17 protein-coding genes and 1 riboswitch are annotated in these 15,595 nt (G+C 37.0%); of the genes, 1 reads left to right on the plus strand and 16 read right to left on the minus strand.

Features of this window, described 5'->3' with window-relative positions; genetic code table 11:
* Positions 1-3 precede the first annotated feature (3 nt).
* The 9 genes from ACEPXG_RS11410 to ACEPXG_RS11450 form a co-directional block, all read right to left on the minus strand.
* Positions 4-597: an XTP/dITP diphosphatase gene (locus ACEPXG_RS11410; RefSeq protein WP_391202307.1), complete on the minus strand. Its 594-nt coding sequence runs from the start codon at positions 595-597 to the stop codon at positions 4-6.
* On the minus strand, positions 594-1,358 hold the full coding sequence (gene rph, locus ACEPXG_RS11415) for a ribonuclease PH (protein ID WP_391202310.1): 765 nt from the start codon (positions 1,356-1,358) through the stop codon (positions 594-596). The genes ACEPXG_RS11410 and rph overlap by 4 nt, the downstream gene beginning before the upstream one ends.
* 72 nt (positions 1,359-1,430) lie before the next feature.
* The gene (gene racE / locus ACEPXG_RS11420; protein WP_391202313.1) at positions 1,431-2,228 is read right to left on the minus strand and encodes a glutamate racemase; all 798 of its coding nucleotides are present in this window, start codon (positions 2,226-2,228) and stop codon (positions 1,431-1,433) included.
* A 9-nt stretch (positions 2,229-2,237) separates the two neighbouring features.
* The gene (locus ACEPXG_RS11425; RefSeq protein WP_391202316.1) at positions 2,238-2,696 is read right to left on the minus strand and encodes a MarR family winged helix-turn-helix transcriptional regulator; all 459 of its coding nucleotides are present in this window, start codon (positions 2,694-2,696) and stop codon (positions 2,238-2,240) included.
* Between the two features lie 209 nt (positions 2,697-2,905).
* The gene (locus ACEPXG_RS11430) at positions 2,906-3,136 is read right to left on the minus strand and encodes a helix-turn-helix domain-containing protein (RefSeq protein WP_391202319.1); all 231 of its coding nucleotides are present in this window, start codon (positions 3,134-3,136) and stop codon (positions 2,906-2,908) included.
* A 65-nt stretch (positions 3,137-3,201) separates the two neighbouring features.
* Positions 3,202-3,645 (minus strand): acyl-CoA thioesterase, encoded by a 444-nt coding sequence (locus ACEPXG_RS11435; RefSeq protein WP_391202322.1) that lies wholly within the window; start codon positions 3,643-3,645, stop codon positions 3,202-3,204.
* A 325-nt stretch (positions 3,646-3,970) separates the two neighbouring features.
* The gene (gene sdhB / locus ACEPXG_RS11440) at positions 3,971-4,753 is read right to left on the minus strand and encodes a succinate dehydrogenase iron-sulfur subunit (RefSeq protein WP_391202325.1); all 783 of its coding nucleotides are present in this window, start codon (positions 4,751-4,753) and stop codon (positions 3,971-3,973) included.
* Positions 4,754-4,755: 2 nt separating this feature from the next.
* Positions 4,756-6,516 carry a succinate dehydrogenase flavoprotein subunit gene (sdhA, locus tag ACEPXG_RS11445; protein ID WP_391202328.1) on the minus strand — a complete coding sequence of 587 codons (1,761 nt, stop codon included), beginning with the start codon at positions 6,514-6,516 and terminating at the stop codon, positions 4,756-4,758.
* Between the two features lie 47 nt (positions 6,517-6,563).
* Entirely contained in the window at positions 6,564-7,175 is a 612-nt protein-coding gene (locus ACEPXG_RS11450) for a succinate dehydrogenase cytochrome b558 subunit (protein WP_391202331.1), read from the minus strand.
* Positions 7,176-7,466: 291 nt separating this feature from the next.
* Between ACEPXG_RS11450 and ACEPXG_RS11455 the strand changes: the two genes are divergently transcribed.
* Complete coding sequence (locus ACEPXG_RS11455; protein WP_391202334.1) at positions 7,467-7,880, plus strand: YslB family protein; 414 nt, start codon at positions 7,467-7,469, stop codon at positions 7,878-7,880.
* Between the two features lie 626 nt (positions 7,881-8,506).
* Here ACEPXG_RS11455 and ACEPXG_RS11460 read toward each other — a convergent pair.
* The 7 genes from ACEPXG_RS11460 to ACEPXG_RS11490 all read right to left on the minus strand — a co-directional run bounded on the left by ACEPXG_RS11460 (position 8,507) and on the right by ACEPXG_RS11490 (position 15,581).
* The gene (locus ACEPXG_RS11460; RefSeq protein WP_391202337.1) at positions 8,507-9,724 is read right to left on the minus strand and encodes an aspartate kinase; all 1,218 of its coding nucleotides are present in this window, start codon (positions 9,722-9,724) and stop codon (positions 8,507-8,509) included.
* Between the two features lie 98 nt (positions 9,725-9,822).
* Positions 9,823-10,002: riboswitch (Lysine riboswitch) on the minus strand.
* A gap of 40 nt (positions 10,003-10,042) precedes the next feature.
* Positions 10,043-11,833 carry an excinuclease ABC subunit UvrC gene (uvrC, locus tag ACEPXG_RS11465; RefSeq protein ID WP_391202340.1) on the minus strand — a complete coding sequence of 597 codons (1,791 nt, stop codon included), beginning with the start codon at positions 11,831-11,833 and terminating at the stop codon, positions 10,043-10,045.
* 77 nt (positions 11,834-11,910) lie between these two features.
* Positions 11,911-12,225 (minus strand): thioredoxin, encoded by a 315-nt coding sequence (gene trxA, locus ACEPXG_RS11470; protein ID WP_391202343.1) that lies wholly within the window; start codon positions 12,223-12,225, stop codon positions 11,911-11,913.
* A 118-nt stretch (positions 12,226-12,343) separates the two neighbouring features.
* A complete protein-coding gene (locus ACEPXG_RS11475; protein WP_391202346.1) occupies positions 12,344-13,321 on the minus strand; it encodes an electron transfer flavoprotein subunit alpha/FixB family protein in 978 nt (325 codons plus the stop codon).
* An 87-nt stretch (positions 13,322-13,408) separates the two neighbouring features.
* Entirely contained in the window at positions 13,409-14,182 is a 774-nt protein-coding gene (locus tag ACEPXG_RS11480; RefSeq protein WP_391202349.1) for an electron transfer flavoprotein subunit beta/FixA family protein, read from the minus strand.
* Positions 14,183-14,207: 25 nt separating this feature from the next.
* On the minus strand, positions 14,208-14,981 hold the full coding sequence (locus ACEPXG_RS11485; protein WP_391202352.1) for an enoyl-CoA hydratase: 774 nt from the start codon (positions 14,979-14,981) through the stop codon (positions 14,208-14,210).
* An 18-nt stretch (positions 14,982-14,999) separates the two neighbouring features.
* Entirely contained in the window at positions 15,000-15,581 is a 582-nt protein-coding gene (locus ACEPXG_RS11490) for a TetR/AcrR family transcriptional regulator (RefSeq protein ID WP_391202355.1), read from the minus strand.
* Between the last annotated feature and the right edge of the window lie 14 nt (positions 15,582-15,595).

A 15,595-nucleotide genomic window follows, 5' to 3' on the forward strand; every position in this document is an offset into this window, starting at 1 on the left:
CGTTTAGAATAATTCGGCAAGATGATCGGAAAGTTTTTTAATCGCGTTTCCTCTGTGAGAAATTGCTCCTTTTTCTTCCCCGGATAGCTCTGCCATCATTTTATTTTCAGAAGGAACATAAAAAATTGGGTCATATCCGAATCCATTAGTCCCTTTTCTTTCTTTTGCTATGACACCTTCGCAAGTGCCTCTTACGGTTACTGATTCTAAATTTGGAGATGCTATTGCAATCGCGCAAACGAATCTAGCAGTGCGATTTAGTTCCTCCACGTTTACAAGCTCTTCAAGTACTTTATCGATATTTGCTTCGTCGCTTTTCGCTTCCCCAGCATATCTCGCAGAATAGATACCTGGGCGGCCGTCTAGAGCGTCAATTTCAAGTCCGCTATCATCAGCGATCACCATCGTTTGTAAACGCTCAGAAAGGGCTGTCGCTTTAATTAATGCATTCTCTTCAAATGTAGTGCCTGTTTCTTCGACATCCATATCGTCTGCCACATCATGCAATGTTAGTACATCATATCCGAGAGGTCCGAATAGTGCTTCAAAGTCCTTTGCTTTCCCTTTATTCTTCGTAGCAATAATTATTTTTTTCATTCTGTTACCTGTCCTTTATCGCCAATTTTGCTAGCTAATTCACCAAGTGCAGCACGTTGAACATCCATTAATTGTTGAATACCAATTTCTCCAAATTCCAGCAACTCCAACAATTGTTTTTTGGAGAACGTGGATTCCTCACCTGTACCTTGAAGCTCTACATATTCCCCGCCGCTCGTTTGCACGATATTCATATCAACAGAAGCTGTAGAATCCTCTTCATAATTTAAATCTAATACGACACCAATATTCTCTACTATCCCAACACTTGTTGCAGCTAAATATTCACGTACCGGGAATACTGGTAAACCCTTTTCATTGTATAGTTTTCCAAGTGCAATTGTTAAGGCAACAAAAGCCCCTGTAATACTTGCCGTTCTCGTTCCACCATCTGCTTGTATAACATCACAGTCGATCCATATCGTTTTCTCTCCGATGCTTTCTAAATCCACGACTGAACGCAATGCTCGTCCTATTAGACGTTGAATTTCCATGGTACGACCTGTAACCTTTCCTTTAGATGCTTCTCTTTGTGTGCGTGATTCTGTAGCACGAGGCAGCATGGAATACTCCGCTGTTATCCAGCCTTTACCTTGTCCTCTTAAAAAAGGTGGTACACGGTCCTCTATTGTTGCATTACAAATCACTTTAGTTCGTCCCACCGTTATTAATACGGAGCCTTCCGGATGAATTAAATAATCTGTTTCAATTTGTATATCTCTTAATTGATTTACTTCTCTACCATCTGTTCTAGTTGTCATATATTTCTCCTTTTTAACGGATATGTAAGCAAAAGAAAACCCCGTTTTTCGAGGATTCTCAAGCTAACAGGGTCATGTGAATGATATAGTTCTTACATCTGCATTCGGCAATTCTAACCACTTTTCTACGATTGTCTTGAATATGGGAATTGATCCAGTTGTATAAAATATCGGTTTTTTATAGCCGACAATTGGATTATGCATGTGATGGAAGTTTAAATATCCCAATACTTCTTGGGCAGTTTCCTCCGCTGAAGAGAGTACTATTACCTGTGGACCAACTGATTCCTCAATATATTGTTGCAATAGAGGGTAATGAGTACATCCAAGAATAACAGTATCGAATTGTTCGTTTTTTAATGGTAATAACGTGTTAATAACCATATTACGAGCAAATTCACCTTCATACTCATTGCTTTCGACAAGAGGCACAAAGGTAGGACAAGCGAGAGGAATCACTTTACTGGACGTATTTAAAGAAGCAATCGCAGTTTCATAAGCTCCGCTTTTAATCGTACCGCTTGTACCTAACACTACAATTTCATTTTTTTTTGTGGCTTTCATAGCAGCACGCGCACCTGGAAAAATAACGCCAATTACTGGAAAAGGCAATTTTTTGCCCAATGAATTAAGTGCTACTGCCGTTGCTGTATTACAAGCTATAACAAGCATTTTTATATTCATTTTAGACAAAGCAATTGCCATCTGCCAGGTAAATTTGCGTACTTCTCCTTCAGAACGTGGTCCATATGGACATCTTGCCGTATCACCTATATAAATAATTTCTTCATTCGGCAATAGTCGCATTATTTCTTTTGCAACCGTTAAACCGCCAACTCCAGAGTCTATAACGCCAATCGGGGCTTTCACTTGAATTCCTCAGTTCTTTTTCATCTCTTGGTGTAGTTTTTCTAGTAATGTAGATAGATTCGCTACTTCGTTTGAATTAAATTGATCTAGTATGTCTTCTAAATAATGTTGTCGTTTGGCAATTACTTCTTCTATTATACGTTCGCCCTCTTTTAACAAATGTATACGCACTACTCGACGATCTTGTTCATCTCTTATCCTTTGAACAAGCGCACTCTTTTCCATACGATCAATTAAATCGGTCGTTGTACTAAAAGCTAAATACATTTTATTTGATAAATCACCAATTGTCATATCTCCATGCTCCAAGAGCCATTGTAGTGCCACAAACTGTGGGGGAGTAATTGTATAGGCATGTAACATTTGACGCCCTTTTTGCTTTATAATACCAGATATATGTCTAAGTTCTTTTTCTAAAAAAGCTACTTCATCATGATTATGTTTTACACTCTTTATTTCATCAGCCATCTGTTCCTTCACTCCTCAAAACGATACATACTAAGTATTATTGTGACGTGTTCTGAGGAAAATGGCAAGGATTCTAAATAAATTACGTCACAGCGTATTTTCGCCTAGATTTTTAGTAGAGGTCAAAAGATAAACTTCTTTACAAAATCTTCAACATCTACCGAAGACTTTAACCCTATTCTGTAGCAGACTTTAGCTGCAGAATAAGGTTAATTCAACGACAATTCACCTAAACGTAATAATTCAACAATTGCTTGAGACCTACCCGATACTCCAAGTTTTTGTATCGTATTAGAAATATGATTTCTTACTGTTTTTTCACTTATAGTTAACTGAATAGATATTTCTTTCGTAGAATGATCTTCTACTAATAACTGAAAAATTTGACGTTCCCTGTTCGTCAGTATTGATCGATGCTGATTACTATCATACAATGCCATAGCCCCCTATCCACTCTTCTACTAACGTATGTAGCGTAGGGAGAGTAGGTGACGGCTAGTTATGCTCACTTTTTAAAAATTTTTATTTCTTCATCAGACCATTTAGAACCTTTTCCAGTTTTTTTATCAATCTGAACAATCGTTCCCCTACCAGTAAAGACGATTTCACCTTTTTCATTCTTTGCCATGTAATGAAGATCAGCGGATGATGAACCAACAGAATTTGCTTTTACATAAATACGTAATTTCTCGTCAAAAAAGACTTGCTTCATATAATCACATTGCAAATCAGCTACCACAGGAATCGTTTCACCATTCGGATTTAGCCATTCATTCATTAACTGTATATGTTTTAAATATTCTATACGGGCATACTCAAAATATGCAAACGTCACCGTATTGTTTAAATGACCATACATATCTGTTTCAGAAAAACGAACACTTACTTCTGAATAAAACGTAAATTCCTTTTCCCAACTCATTAAATCTTGTATGTAACTAATTTTCATCGTGACAATCCCCCCAAACAAATGAATGGTTATTCATTTGTTGTATCAGACAAATAAAAAACCTGCATAGAAATAAATATTCTACACAGATTTCCTATTAACAGCCCATAGAAAGTAAAACCATTCTACTTAGAAACTGTCTAGACTCCAGCACCTTTCCCCTCGGGGTCAAATGTGAAATTACTGCGGCGGCTGAGGAACTGCCTCCTGGGCCCGCATGATGCGGGTCATGTCTGCTTTGCCACAGGATGTGGCGAACTTCGCAGACCTACACTAAACTCATTTGCCTGTCGGGTTAGAAATAAGCGCTTGCGCTTTTCTTTTATTAGTCAACCATGTGGTCGCTTCCGAAGAAGTTTTTGAACATTTGAACCGTTGTATCACGGTTTAATGCTGCAATAGAAGTTGTTAATGGAATACCTTTTGGACATGCAACAACACAGTTTTGAGCGTTACCACAGTTTGCAAGGCCTCCATCACCCATAATTTCATTTAAACGTTCGTCTTTATTCATAGCACCAGTTGGATGTGCATTGAATAAACGAACTTGTGAAAGTGGTGCTGGGCCCATAAATGAAGAACCACTATTAACGTTCGGACATGCTTCCAAACATACACCACAAGTCATACATTTTGACAACTCATATGCCCATTGACGTTTACGTTCAGGCATGCGAGGTCCTTCACCAAGATCGTAAGAACCATCAATTGGAACCCAAGCTTTCACTTTTTTCAAAGAGTCAAACATGCGTGTACGGTCCACTTGAAGATCTCGAACAACTGGGAAAGTTTTCATTGGTGCCAAACGAATAGGTTGTGTCAGTTTATCTATAAGAGCAGAACAAGACTGACGTGGCTTATCGTTAATTACCATCGAACAAGCCCCACATACCTCTTCCAAACAGCTCATATCCCAAGTTACCGGAGTAGTAGCTTTACCGTCCGTATTAACTGGATTTTGTCGAATCTCCATTAACGCAGAAATAACATTCATATTTGGACGCCAGTTCACTTCGAATTTTTCCCAATAAGGTGTAGATTCTGGTGTATTTTGACGTAATATTTCAACTTGTACTTTTTTTGTTTCTGTTGCTGTTGCTGTAACCATTATTAATTTTCTCCCTTCTTAGAAGAATAATCACGTTTACGAGGTGCAACAAGTGATACATCTATATCTTCGTAATGGAAAATCGGAGCTCCAGTAGCTGGATCAAATTTAGCCATCGTCGTCTTCATAAATTCTTCATCATTACGTTCCGGGAAATCCGGTTTATAATGTGCTCCACGGCTTTCGTTACGATTAAGCGCACCTAATGTAATTACACGTGCTAAATATAGCATATTTTTTAATTGACGAGTAAATGATGCACCTTGGTTAGACCATTGTTGTGTATCATCCATATTAATATTTTCGTATCGTTCAAGTAACTCTAGGATTTTTTTATCAGTAGCTTCAAGTTTGTCGTTGTAACGAACAACCGTTACATTATCTGTCATCCACTCACCTAGTTCTTTATGAAGTAAGTAAGCATTTTCAGTACCTTTCATCGCTAACGTTTGATCCCATTTCTCTTGTTCAAGTTTAACTTCCGCATCAAAAATGACATCGTCCATATCTACTGCATGAGTATTCAAGCCTCTCATATATTTCACTGCATTAGGACCTGCAACACTACCGCCAAATACAGCAGATAGCAAAGAGTTGGCTCCTAAACGGTTGGCTCCATGCTGTGAATAATCACATTCCCCTGCAGCAAATAATCCAGGGATATTCGTCATTTGATCGTAATCTACCCATAATCCGCCCATAGAATAGTGAACGGCAGGGAAAATTTTCATCGGAACTTTACGTGGGTCATCACCTGTGAATTTCTCATAGATTTCGATAATGCCACCTAATTTAACGTCAAGTTCATGTGAATCTTTATGAGAAAGGTCAAGATAAACCATGTTTTCACCGTTAATACCAAGTTTTTGGTTAACACATACATCGAAAATTTCACGTGTTGCAATATCACGTGGAACAAGGTTCCCATAAGTAGGGTATTTTTCCTCAAGGAAATACCAAGGTTTACCGTCTTTGTATGTCCAAATACGTCCACCTTCACCTCGTGCAGATTCTGACATTAAGCGTAATTTGTCATCACCAGGAATTGCTGTTGGATGAATTTGGATAAATTCTCCGTTTGCATAATGAGCTCCTTGTTGATATACAATTGATGCTGCAGAACCAGTGTTAATGATTGAGTTTGTCGTTTTACCGAAAATAATTCCTGGCCCACCAGTTGCCATAATAACAGCATCTCCGCGGAATGCACGAATTTCCATTGTTTGAAGGTTTTGTGCTTTAATACCACGACAAACGCCTTCATTATCTTTTATTATTCCAAGGAATTCCCATCCTTCGAATTTTGTAACTAATCCATCGACTTCGAATCGACGAACTTGCTCATCCAAAGCATAAAGTAATTGTTGACCAGTCGTTGCTCCCGCGAAAGCAGTGCGGTGCATTAATGTACCACCGAAACGACGGAAGTCTAATAACCCTTCAGGTGTTCGATTAAACATAACACCCATACGGTCAAATAAGTGAATTATTCCAGGTGCAGCATCTGCCATAGCTTTTACTGGAGGTTGATTTGCTAAGAAGTCCCCTCCATATACAGTGTCATCTAAATGAACTGTTGGTGAATCACCTTCACCTTTTGTATTTACAGCTCCGTTAATACCACCTTGAGCACAAACAGAGTGTGAGCGTTTTACAGGAACTATTGAAAATAGGTCTACATGCGTGCCATCTTCGGCCGCTTTCATTGTTGCCATTAATCCAGCTAATCCACCGCCGACAACAATTAGTTTACTTTTTGCCATGCTTATCTCACTCCTCATTTAATAGTAGTTGAACTTGTAGAAGGATCTTATCTAAACGCTAATAGAGCTTGTACACCAACTACAGATAACGCTAAGAAGATTACTAATGTTACATATGTTACAATTTGTTGCGATTTAGGTGATTGCGTAAAGCCCCAGCTAACTAAGAATGACCAAATACCATTAGCTAAATGGAATGTAGCAGCTACTATCCCAACGATATAGAAGCCAAACATCCATGGATTTGATAAAATATTTGCCATCATATCAAAATTAACTTCATCCCCTGCGATTGCCGTTTGAATCTTCGTTTCAAAAACATGCCAGGCAATAAATACAACAAGAAAAATTCCAGTAAATCGTTGTAAAATAAATAAATAATTACGAAGAGTACCAAAATTTTTCGGATTATTTTTCGCTGTAAATGCAATGTAAATTCCGTAAAATGCGTGGAACATTAATGGTAAATAAATTATGAAGATTTCCATTATAAGCAAAAACGGCAAACTTTCCATAAAATTCGATGCGTTATTAAATGCATCTGCTCCTCTTGTAGCAAAATGGTTTACTACTAAATGTACCATCAAAAACAAACCAACAGGAATTATTCCTAAAAGTGAATGTAATCGACGCCAGTAAAATTCGCGATTTTTCGACAAAACAGTTGCCCCCCTCAATTTTCCATTTGGCTTACTTGAATACTATTGTAAAAAAGCAATAGAATTCACCACTTTTTCACATCATCATGTTACGTATTTATGACATATCCATTGTACTCTCATCATTTTAGAGCGTCAAGGCATCTTTATTTTTTTCTAAAATCTTAAAGCTTACATTTTTCTATAATGATTCGTTTCCTTTTTCACAAACTATTACTCTTACCAACTGAATTTTTTTCTGATAAAATAAACAAGTACAAATGACATTTTTTTAGAAAGAAGGGTTGCTACTTGAATGAAAAGGAACATTCACATGTAACTTCCTTTGGATATGAATTAATACGAGATCACGTTCTTGCTTCTATTCTCGGAAAACATGAAAAAGATATTTTATACTGGGCCGGAAAAGATCTAGCCCGAAAGTTTCCACTGTATACAATGGAGGAAGCTTTGGCGTTCTTTCACGAAGCTGGTTGGGGTACTTTGCAATTAGAAAAAACAGCGAAGGATTCCGCCTACTATACTTTAGAAACGTATAATTTGCCACAAAGCGGACTTAGTAGAAGCCATCGATTAGAAGCTGGATTTTTAGCCGAACAACAACAAAAAATTGGTGGGTATATGGCAGAGTGCTTCGACGAACAAGTAAAGAAAAATGGAATTGTTACGTTTCAGATCAAATGGGACTTGAAAGCAACTATCTAAACTAACCGATTTGCATTTAAAACAAAAGCAATGTACATGTCGTACAGTACATAGCTTGCTTAGATTAAAGATAAAAAGGTTTCGGAAATGTCTGACATTCCCGAAACTTTTTATTTTCCCTACTCATTCTGTAGATTTTTTGACATCAATGCGGAACATCTCTAATTAATAGATAAAGGAAATAGCTGCAAGGGACTCTGTTTAGGGTTTATAAGCTGTGCATTTACTCATTTAAGGGCTTGTTTGTTTATTACTTTTACCGTCCACCGTGTACATGAATCAGTGGGTGTATGATTAGAGTAGGTGGTACTAGAGAAAAATAGCTAGCTTCCATGTATAAAGAAGCGCTGAGCGGACGAAATTGTATCTTCGTCCGCTTTTAAAAGAATAGGAAAGTATCTAATCTCTCATTAACCAAACCTTACGCACCTTGTCTCTACAAATTTCAAGAAGGCGACGGACAAACATCCGCCACAAGATTATCGAAAAAAGTGGATTGAGAAGTGACGTAGTCACTTCTCAATCCACAAAAATTCCCGCGGTAATAGTGTAGCAAATGTTTCTTCCAAAGCACTCTAGAAATAGAGAAGACAAGATGCACTTAAAGGACGTTTTCGTTTTTCTTATTAAACAAGTGCCAACCCGAACTCATCATGCAAAGCATTTGCAGCTTGGATCATGTCATTTTGTGGAACGACAACAGAAACCTTTATTTCAGATGTACTTACCATCTTCACCGGAATATTTTCTTTTCTAAGACGATCAAACATCTGTGCTGCAACACCAGGATTGGAAACCATTCCAGAACCAACAATAGACACCTTTGCAAGCCCTACCTCAAAATCAGCAAAAGTGAATCCAAGCAATTGTTTATTGGATTCCAAAACGGTTATCGCTTCCGATAACGATTCTTTTTTAATAGAAAAAGAAACAGCAGGTTTTACACCATCAACAATGGATTGAACAATAATATCCACGTTAATATGATTTGCTGCAAGAGTAGTAAATATAGAAGCTAATGAACCATTAAATGCCACTTCATATTCTATTGTTAAACGTACAATATCAGATTCAAACGCCACCCCACGAACGACTAAGTTATTTTCCATATCTACTTCCTCCTTTAAAATCGTTCCCTCTTCATCGTTATAGCTTGAACGTACACGTAAGGGAATATTGTAGTTTTTAGCAAATTCTACTGCCCTAGGATGTAAAACACCTGCTCCTAAATTAGCTAATTCAAGCATTTCATCATACTCTAATTGTGCTAACTTTCTAGCTTTCGTTATAAACCTAGGATCAGAAGTAAATACACCATCTACATCTGTATAAATATCACAAATGTCAGCTGCAATAGAAGCTGCAATTGCTACAGCCGTTGTATCCGACCCTCCTCTACCAAGCGTTGTAATTTCATCTAACTCGGACACTCCCTGAAATCCCGCGACGATTATTACTTTATTTTCAGCAAGTAAATTCAAAATTTTAGTTGCATCTAACTTCACTACTTTTGCATTTCTATGTACTTCATCTGTCTGCAAACCTACTTGCCAACCCGTTAAAGAAATGGAATCAATACCTATCGCATGTAATTTGATAGAAAGTAAGGCCATAGTTGCTTGTTCTCCGGTAGATAGGAGCATATCCATTTCCCTTTTATTTGGTGCTTCTGATAATTCAAAAGCTAAGTTAGTTAAATCATCTGTAGTCTTACCCATTGCAGATACTACAACTACAATGTCATGCCCTTTTTCTTTCTCACGACTAATACGATGTGCAATTTTCGCGATTTTTTCGGTTGTCGCGACCGAAGTTCCACCAAACTTCATTACTATCTTGCTCATGAACATCTTCTCCCTTATTTCGATGATAAGCTAAAGAAAAAAATGCTTTTCACATATTGTGAAAAGCATCGTCTCATACACGGTCAAAAAAATTGTCCATGTGAGATAGCCCTCCAGAATACTGCATTCTGACAATCCTACATTTATTAAATGCAGAACCAACAAAAGAAAAGGAAAAGCTTTTCTCTGTTTCGGCAAATGACCCTTTCCTCAACGATTACAGGCTCTTTTCATCCTCCTGTTGAGTACTCTTGTCAATTCGCACCTCTATCTTCACTTTTTAAGTGAATATTAAATTGTTTCAACCATACCATAACACTATTCAGAAGACAATAAACTTTTCTGAAAATGACTAACCATTATATCCGCTAACTTTTCAGGAAGTCCCGCTTCTATAAATTCTTCTTTAGTAGCTACCTGCATTTTTTTCAGCGAACCAAAATGTTTTAATAATAACGTCTTTCGCTTTGGTCCTATACCTTCAATACCATCTAAAGAAGATGCGATAGTATGTTTCCCTCGTTGTTGCCGATGGAAAGTGATAGCAAAACGATGCACTTCATCTTGAATTCGTTGTAACAAATAAAAAGCTTCACTTGTACGTTTCATCGGGATAATATCCAAAGGTTCCCCAAATAAAAGCTGAGAAGTTTGATGTTTTCCGTCTTTCACAAGCCCAGCAATCGGTATGTCTAACCCTAACTCGTCCTCTATAACTTCTCTAGCAACTTCTATTTGCCCTTTACCACCATCAATAATTATTAGATCAGGAAGTGGTAAGTTTTCTTTTAAAACACGCGTGTATCTTCTACGAACAACTTCACGCATCGCACCATAATCATCATGTTTAGCTGCGGTTTTTGTTTTATATTTTCGATAGTCTTTCTTATATGCTTTCCCATCAACAAAAACAACCATTGCTGAAACTGCATCAGTCCCATGTATATGAGAGTTATCAAATGATTCTATTCGATTCGGAGAGGCAATTCCTATTAGTTCCCCTAATTCTTCCACAGCTCCAACAGTTCTTTCTTCCTGCCGTTCAATTAGATGAAATTTTTCACTCAAGGCTAAAACCGCATTTTTTTCAGCAAGATCAACTAAATTCTTTTTTGCTCCCTTTTGCGGAATAATTACTTTCATTTCTAATAGCTCCGTTGCTAAATGTAAGTCAGTATCACTTGGAACGAAGATCTCTTTTGGTTTAATATGTTCCAATTTAGCATAAAACTGACCTAAAAATGTGAGAAACTCTTCTTCCGGATCGCGATAAATCGGGAATACAGATACATCCCTTTCGATTAGCTTCCCTTGACGAACGAAAAAAACTTGGACACACATCCATCCTTTGTCAACTGAATACCCAAATATATCCCGACTCGTAAAATCATTCATTGTCATTTTTTGTTTTTCCATCACTTGTTCAATATGAGAAATTTGATCTCGATATTCTTTGGCGCGCTCAAATTCTAAACTTTCAGCTGCTGCATGCATCTTGTCGGTTAAGTTTTTTTTGACATGCAAATGACCACCGTTTAAAAAGCTCGATATTTCTTGAATTATTTCACTATACGCGGAATCTTCAATCTCTTTCACACAAGGAGCTAAACATTGCCCCATATGATAATATAAACAAACTCGGTTCGGCATCTTTTGACATTTTCGTAAGGGATATAATCGATCAAGTAGTTTTTTTGTTTCATGCGCAGCGTGTGAATTAGGATAGGGGCCAAAATATTTTCCTTTATCTTTTTTTACTTGTCTAGTAATAATAAGTTTAGGATTTTTTTCAGCTGTAATTTTAATGTATGGATACGTTTTATCGTCTTTCAACATAATATTGTACTTCGGATCATGTTTTTTTATCAGATGAAGTTCAAGTATCAATGCCTCTAGCTCGGACGATGTAACAATATATTCGAAGTCAACTATTTCTTGTACAAGTCTTTGTGTTTTTCCATCGTGAGACCCGGTAAAGTAAGAACGCACACGATTTTTTAATATTTTCGCTTTACCAACATAGATAATTGTTCCTTGTCGGTCTTTCATTAAATAACAACCAGGTTGATCTGGTAGGATTGCACATTTTTGTTGAATTAAATCATTCATATTATCACCTATTATCAAATTAGCTTTGGCTGATTTAAGTTAAAAAAACCGGGCACCATTTAGGACCCGGTTTTATATTATACGTTTTTTTCTACGAATTGAACTAAAGCTTCTTTTGGTTGGAAACCAACAGCTTTGTCTACTGGTTGACCATCTTTAAATAATACTAAAGTTGGGATAGACATAATACCGAATTGACTAGCAGTTGCTTGGTTTTCATCCACATCTACTTTTACGATTTTTACTTTATCGCTCATTTCAGCATCCATTTCTTCTAAAACAGGAGCTATCATTTTACATGGACCACACCATGTTGCCCAAAAATCTACTAATACTAAACCTTCTTCTATATCTTGATTAAAAGTTTGATCTGTTCCGTGTACAATTGCCATTTTAAAATTCCTCCTTATACTAACTATGCTTTGATTATATCAGACTAAAATAACTACATCTACATTTTAGCTTGAAAGAAAAGAACTCGGCTCTTTTTGATAGAGCCAAGTATCTTTTTTAAGCATTTACTTTAAGTTTTTTAAATTCTTCTGTAAGCATAGGAATTACTTCAAATAAGTCTCCAACAATACCGTAGTCCGCTACTTTAAAGATGTTTGCTTCAGGATCTTTATTGATAGCAACGATTATTTTCGAGTTTGACATTCCCGCCAAATGCTGGATTGCACCTGATATACCCGCTGCAATATAAAGATCTGGTGTTACTACTTTACCAGTTTGACCGATTTGTAAAGAATAATCACAGTAATCTGCATCACATGCACCACGTGATGCACCCACTGCACCACCAAGTACTTTAGCAAGTTCTTTTAAAGGTTCGAAACCTTCTTCACTCTTCACTCCACGCCCACCTGCAATAACGACTTTCGCTTCTGATAAATCAACACCTTCAGAAGATTTACGAACTACTTCTTTAATGATTGTACGAAGGTTTGTAATATCAACTGTAAGTGAAGACACATCTGCTGATTTGCTATCATCTTTCGCAAGAGGAGCAATATTGTTTGGACGGATTGTAATAAATTCAATTCCATCTTTTACTTTTACTTTTTCAAAAGCTTTACCCGAATAGATCGGACGAATATAAACAGCAGTATCTCCTTCACCTTCAATAGCCGTAACATCCGAAACTAAACCAACTTGTAGTTTACTAGCAATTTTTGGTGATAAATCTTTACCAAGTGCTGTATGCCCGAATACAATAGCTTCCGGTTTTTCTTGATCAATCACAGCAAGTAACGCTTGTCCATATCCATCTGAAGTGTATTGTTTTAAATGAGGATGTTCTACTGTGATCACTCGGTCCGCACCATATTTTCCTAATTCAACAGCTAACTCTTTCACTGAATCTCCTAAGAGAACACTAACGACTTCTCCGCCGCTAGAAATTTGTTTTGCAGCAGCAATTGCTTCGTATGAAACATTACGTAGAGCACCTTCACGTGCTTCTCCTAATACTAATACTTTTTTAGACATGTTAATTTCCTCCCATTTTGAGTGTAAATTTGATTAGAAACAAATACGAATTGACGTATTGTTATCTTTGGCAACTGATGGTATAAGTTAAATCACTTTTGCTTCTGAATGAAGTAAATGAACTAACTCTTTTACTTGATCCGCTAGATCGCCATCTAATACTTTACCTGCTTCTTTTTTTGGAGGTAAATAAATTTCAATTGTTTCGGTTTTAGCTTCCACATCATCTTGATCCATATCTAAGTCATCTAACTCTACTTCTTCTAAAGGTTTTTTCTTTGCTTTCATAATTCCAGGTAATGAAGGATAGCGCGGCTCATTTAAACCTTGCTGAGCAGTTACTAAAAGAGGCAATGAAGTTTCTAGAATCTCCGTGTCCCCTTCTACGTCACGTTTAATCGTCACAGTAGACCCATCAATTTCAAGGTTTGTAATCGTTGTTACATAATTAATCCCAAGTAATTCTGCTACACGTGGTCCAACTTGACCTGAACCACCGTCAATTGCAACGTTTCCAGCTAAAATTAAATCTGCATCTTTATCTTTTAAATATTCCGAAATGATTCGAGCCGCAGTAAATTGGTCCACTTCTTCTAAATCATCTTCTGTATTAATAAGGACAGCTTTATCTGCACCCATTGCTAATGCTGTACGAAGTTGTTTTTCTGCATCTTCACCACCCAATGTAAGAACTGTAACTTCCCCACCTTGTGCATCTCGAACTTGAATTGCTTCTTCAATAGCATACTCATCATATGGATTAATGATAAACTCTGCGCCATCCTCTTGGATTTTGCCACCACTTACTACAATTTTTTCTTCTGTATCGAATGTACGTTTTACTAAAACAAAAATATTCATTTAGAATGCCTCCCAATGCCTAATATTATTTCCCTCTAAAAACAGGATTTCTTTTTTCTAAAAATGCAGATATACCTTCTTTTGCGTCTTCTGAAACAAAAACTGTTCCAAAAGCATTCGCTTCTGCTTTCACACCTTCGTGATAGGATGCTGGTTTCACAAATTGTAGCATCTCAAGTGCTGCTTTAACCGCAACTGGACTCTTCTTCGCAATTTTACTTGCCAGTTCCTGCGCTCTAACAAATAGCTCTTCTTCTGGATATGCGTGATTAGCAAGACCGTAAGCCGCTGCATCTTTCCCACTTATCGGATCACTAGTCAAAAGCATTTCTGCTGCTTTTGCAAAACCAACGTATCGAGGTAGACGCTGCGTTCCAGCAAAACCAGGTATTAATCCTAATTGTAATTCTGGAAGACCAAGTTTAGCATTTTCAGCAACAAGTCGAATATGACAACTCATCGCTAGTTCAAGACCTCCCCCAAGTGCAGCCCCATGAATTGCAGCAATAACTGGTTTTGAGAACGCTTCCATTCTTTCGAAAATAGATTGTCCACTTGCAGAAAGCTCGGAAAATTCCGCTCCACTAGTAATAGAAGTAAATTCTTTAATATCCGCTCCTGCAGAAAAGAATCTGCCTTCCCCTTTTAATAAAATAACTCGTACGGATTCATCTTTTTCCACCGCATCTAGTAAATCATTTATTTCTAAAATAACCCCTCTTGCCAATGCATTTGCAGGTGGACGATTGATTGTAACTGTTGCTACCCCATCCTCAATAGTCCATGACAAAAACTCCATCTGTTCACTTCCCCTTTGTTATGCTTTTATTCCTTTTAATAATAGACGATGCACTTTTCCTGTTAGTTCTACTAAGTCATATTTATACTCATTCATCACCCAAGAAGTAGTCGTCTCATCAATTGTACCAAAAACCATCTGTCTTGCTAAGCGAATATCGATGGATTGATCAAATTCGCCATTTTCAATACCTTCTTTTAAGATAGCATCTAACCACATTAAGTACGTCTTTAATATCGCATTAATCTTTAGTCGCAACGCTAAATTAGATTGTCGTAGTTCTAGTTGAGTGACAGTAGCAAGATGATGATTACTTGCTAGCACAATAAAATGATTTTCAATCATTTTGAATAGCTTCATAGAAGCGGTAATATCTTCTTTTACAATTCCATTTAAATTATCTGCAAACATCTCCATCTTCTCTTCAAAAACGGAAATTAATATGTCTTCTTTGTTTTTAAAGTATAAGTAAATTGTTCCGTCAGCTACACCAGCTTGCTTTGCTATTTTAGAAACTTGCGATTGATGATAGCCGTTTTCTGCTATCACAATAATTGCTGCGTCGATAATTTGCTTATACTTAGGTTTATCTTTCTTCAATAATAAACACCACC

Source organism: Psychrobacillus sp. L4, assembly GCF_042944905.1.
Taxonomy (GTDB): domain Bacteria; phylum Bacillota; class Bacilli; order Bacillales_A; family Planococcaceae; genus Psychrobacillus.

Coding starts and splice junctions, on each gene's coding strand:
- ACEPXG_RS11435 (WP_391202322.1), bottom strand. CDS start 3,645: ATGAAAATTAGTTACATACAAGATTTAATGAGTTGGGAAAAGGAATTT.
- trxA (WP_391202343.1), bottom strand. CDS start 12,225: ATGGCAATTGTACACGGAACAGATCAAACTTTTAATCAAGATATAGAA.
- rph (WP_391202310.1), bottom strand. CDS start 1,358: ATGACAACTAGAACAGATGGTAGAGAAGTAAATCAATTAAGAGATATA.
- ACEPXG_RS11410 (WP_391202307.1), bottom strand. CDS start 597: ATGAAAAAAATAATTATTGCTACGAAGAATAAAGGGAAAGCAAAGGAC.
- sdhB (WP_391202325.1), bottom strand. CDS start 4,753: ATGGTTACAGCAACAGCAACAGAAACAAAAAAAGTACAAGTTGAAATA.
- sdhA (WP_391202328.1), bottom strand. CDS start 6,516: ATGGCAAAAAGTAAACTAATTGTTGTCGGCGGTGGATTAGCTGGATTA.
- uvrC (WP_391202340.1), bottom strand. CDS start 11,833: ATGAATGATTTAATTCAACAAAAATGTGCAATCCTACCAGATCAACCT.
- ACEPXG_RS11485 (WP_391202352.1), bottom strand. CDS start 14,981: ATGGAGTTTTTGTCATGGACTATTGAGGATGGGGTAGCAACAGTTACA.
- ACEPXG_RS11480 (WP_391202349.1), bottom strand. CDS start 14,182: ATGAATATTTTTGTTTTAGTAAAACGTACATTCGATACAGAAGAAAAA.
- ACEPXG_RS11425 (WP_391202316.1), bottom strand. CDS start 2,696: ATGGCTGATGAAATAAAGAGTGTAAAACATAATCATGATGAAGTAGCT.
- ACEPXG_RS11475 (WP_391202346.1), bottom strand. CDS start 13,321: ATGTCTAAAAAAGTATTAGTATTAGGAGAAGCACGTGAAGGTGCTCTA.
- ACEPXG_RS11430 (WP_391202319.1), bottom strand. CDS start 3,136: ATGGCATTGTATGATAGTAATCAGCATCGATCAATACTGACGAACAGG.
- ACEPXG_RS11460 (WP_391202337.1), bottom strand. CDS start 9,724: ATGAGCAAGATAGTAATGAAGTTTGGTGGAACTTCGGTCGCGACAACC.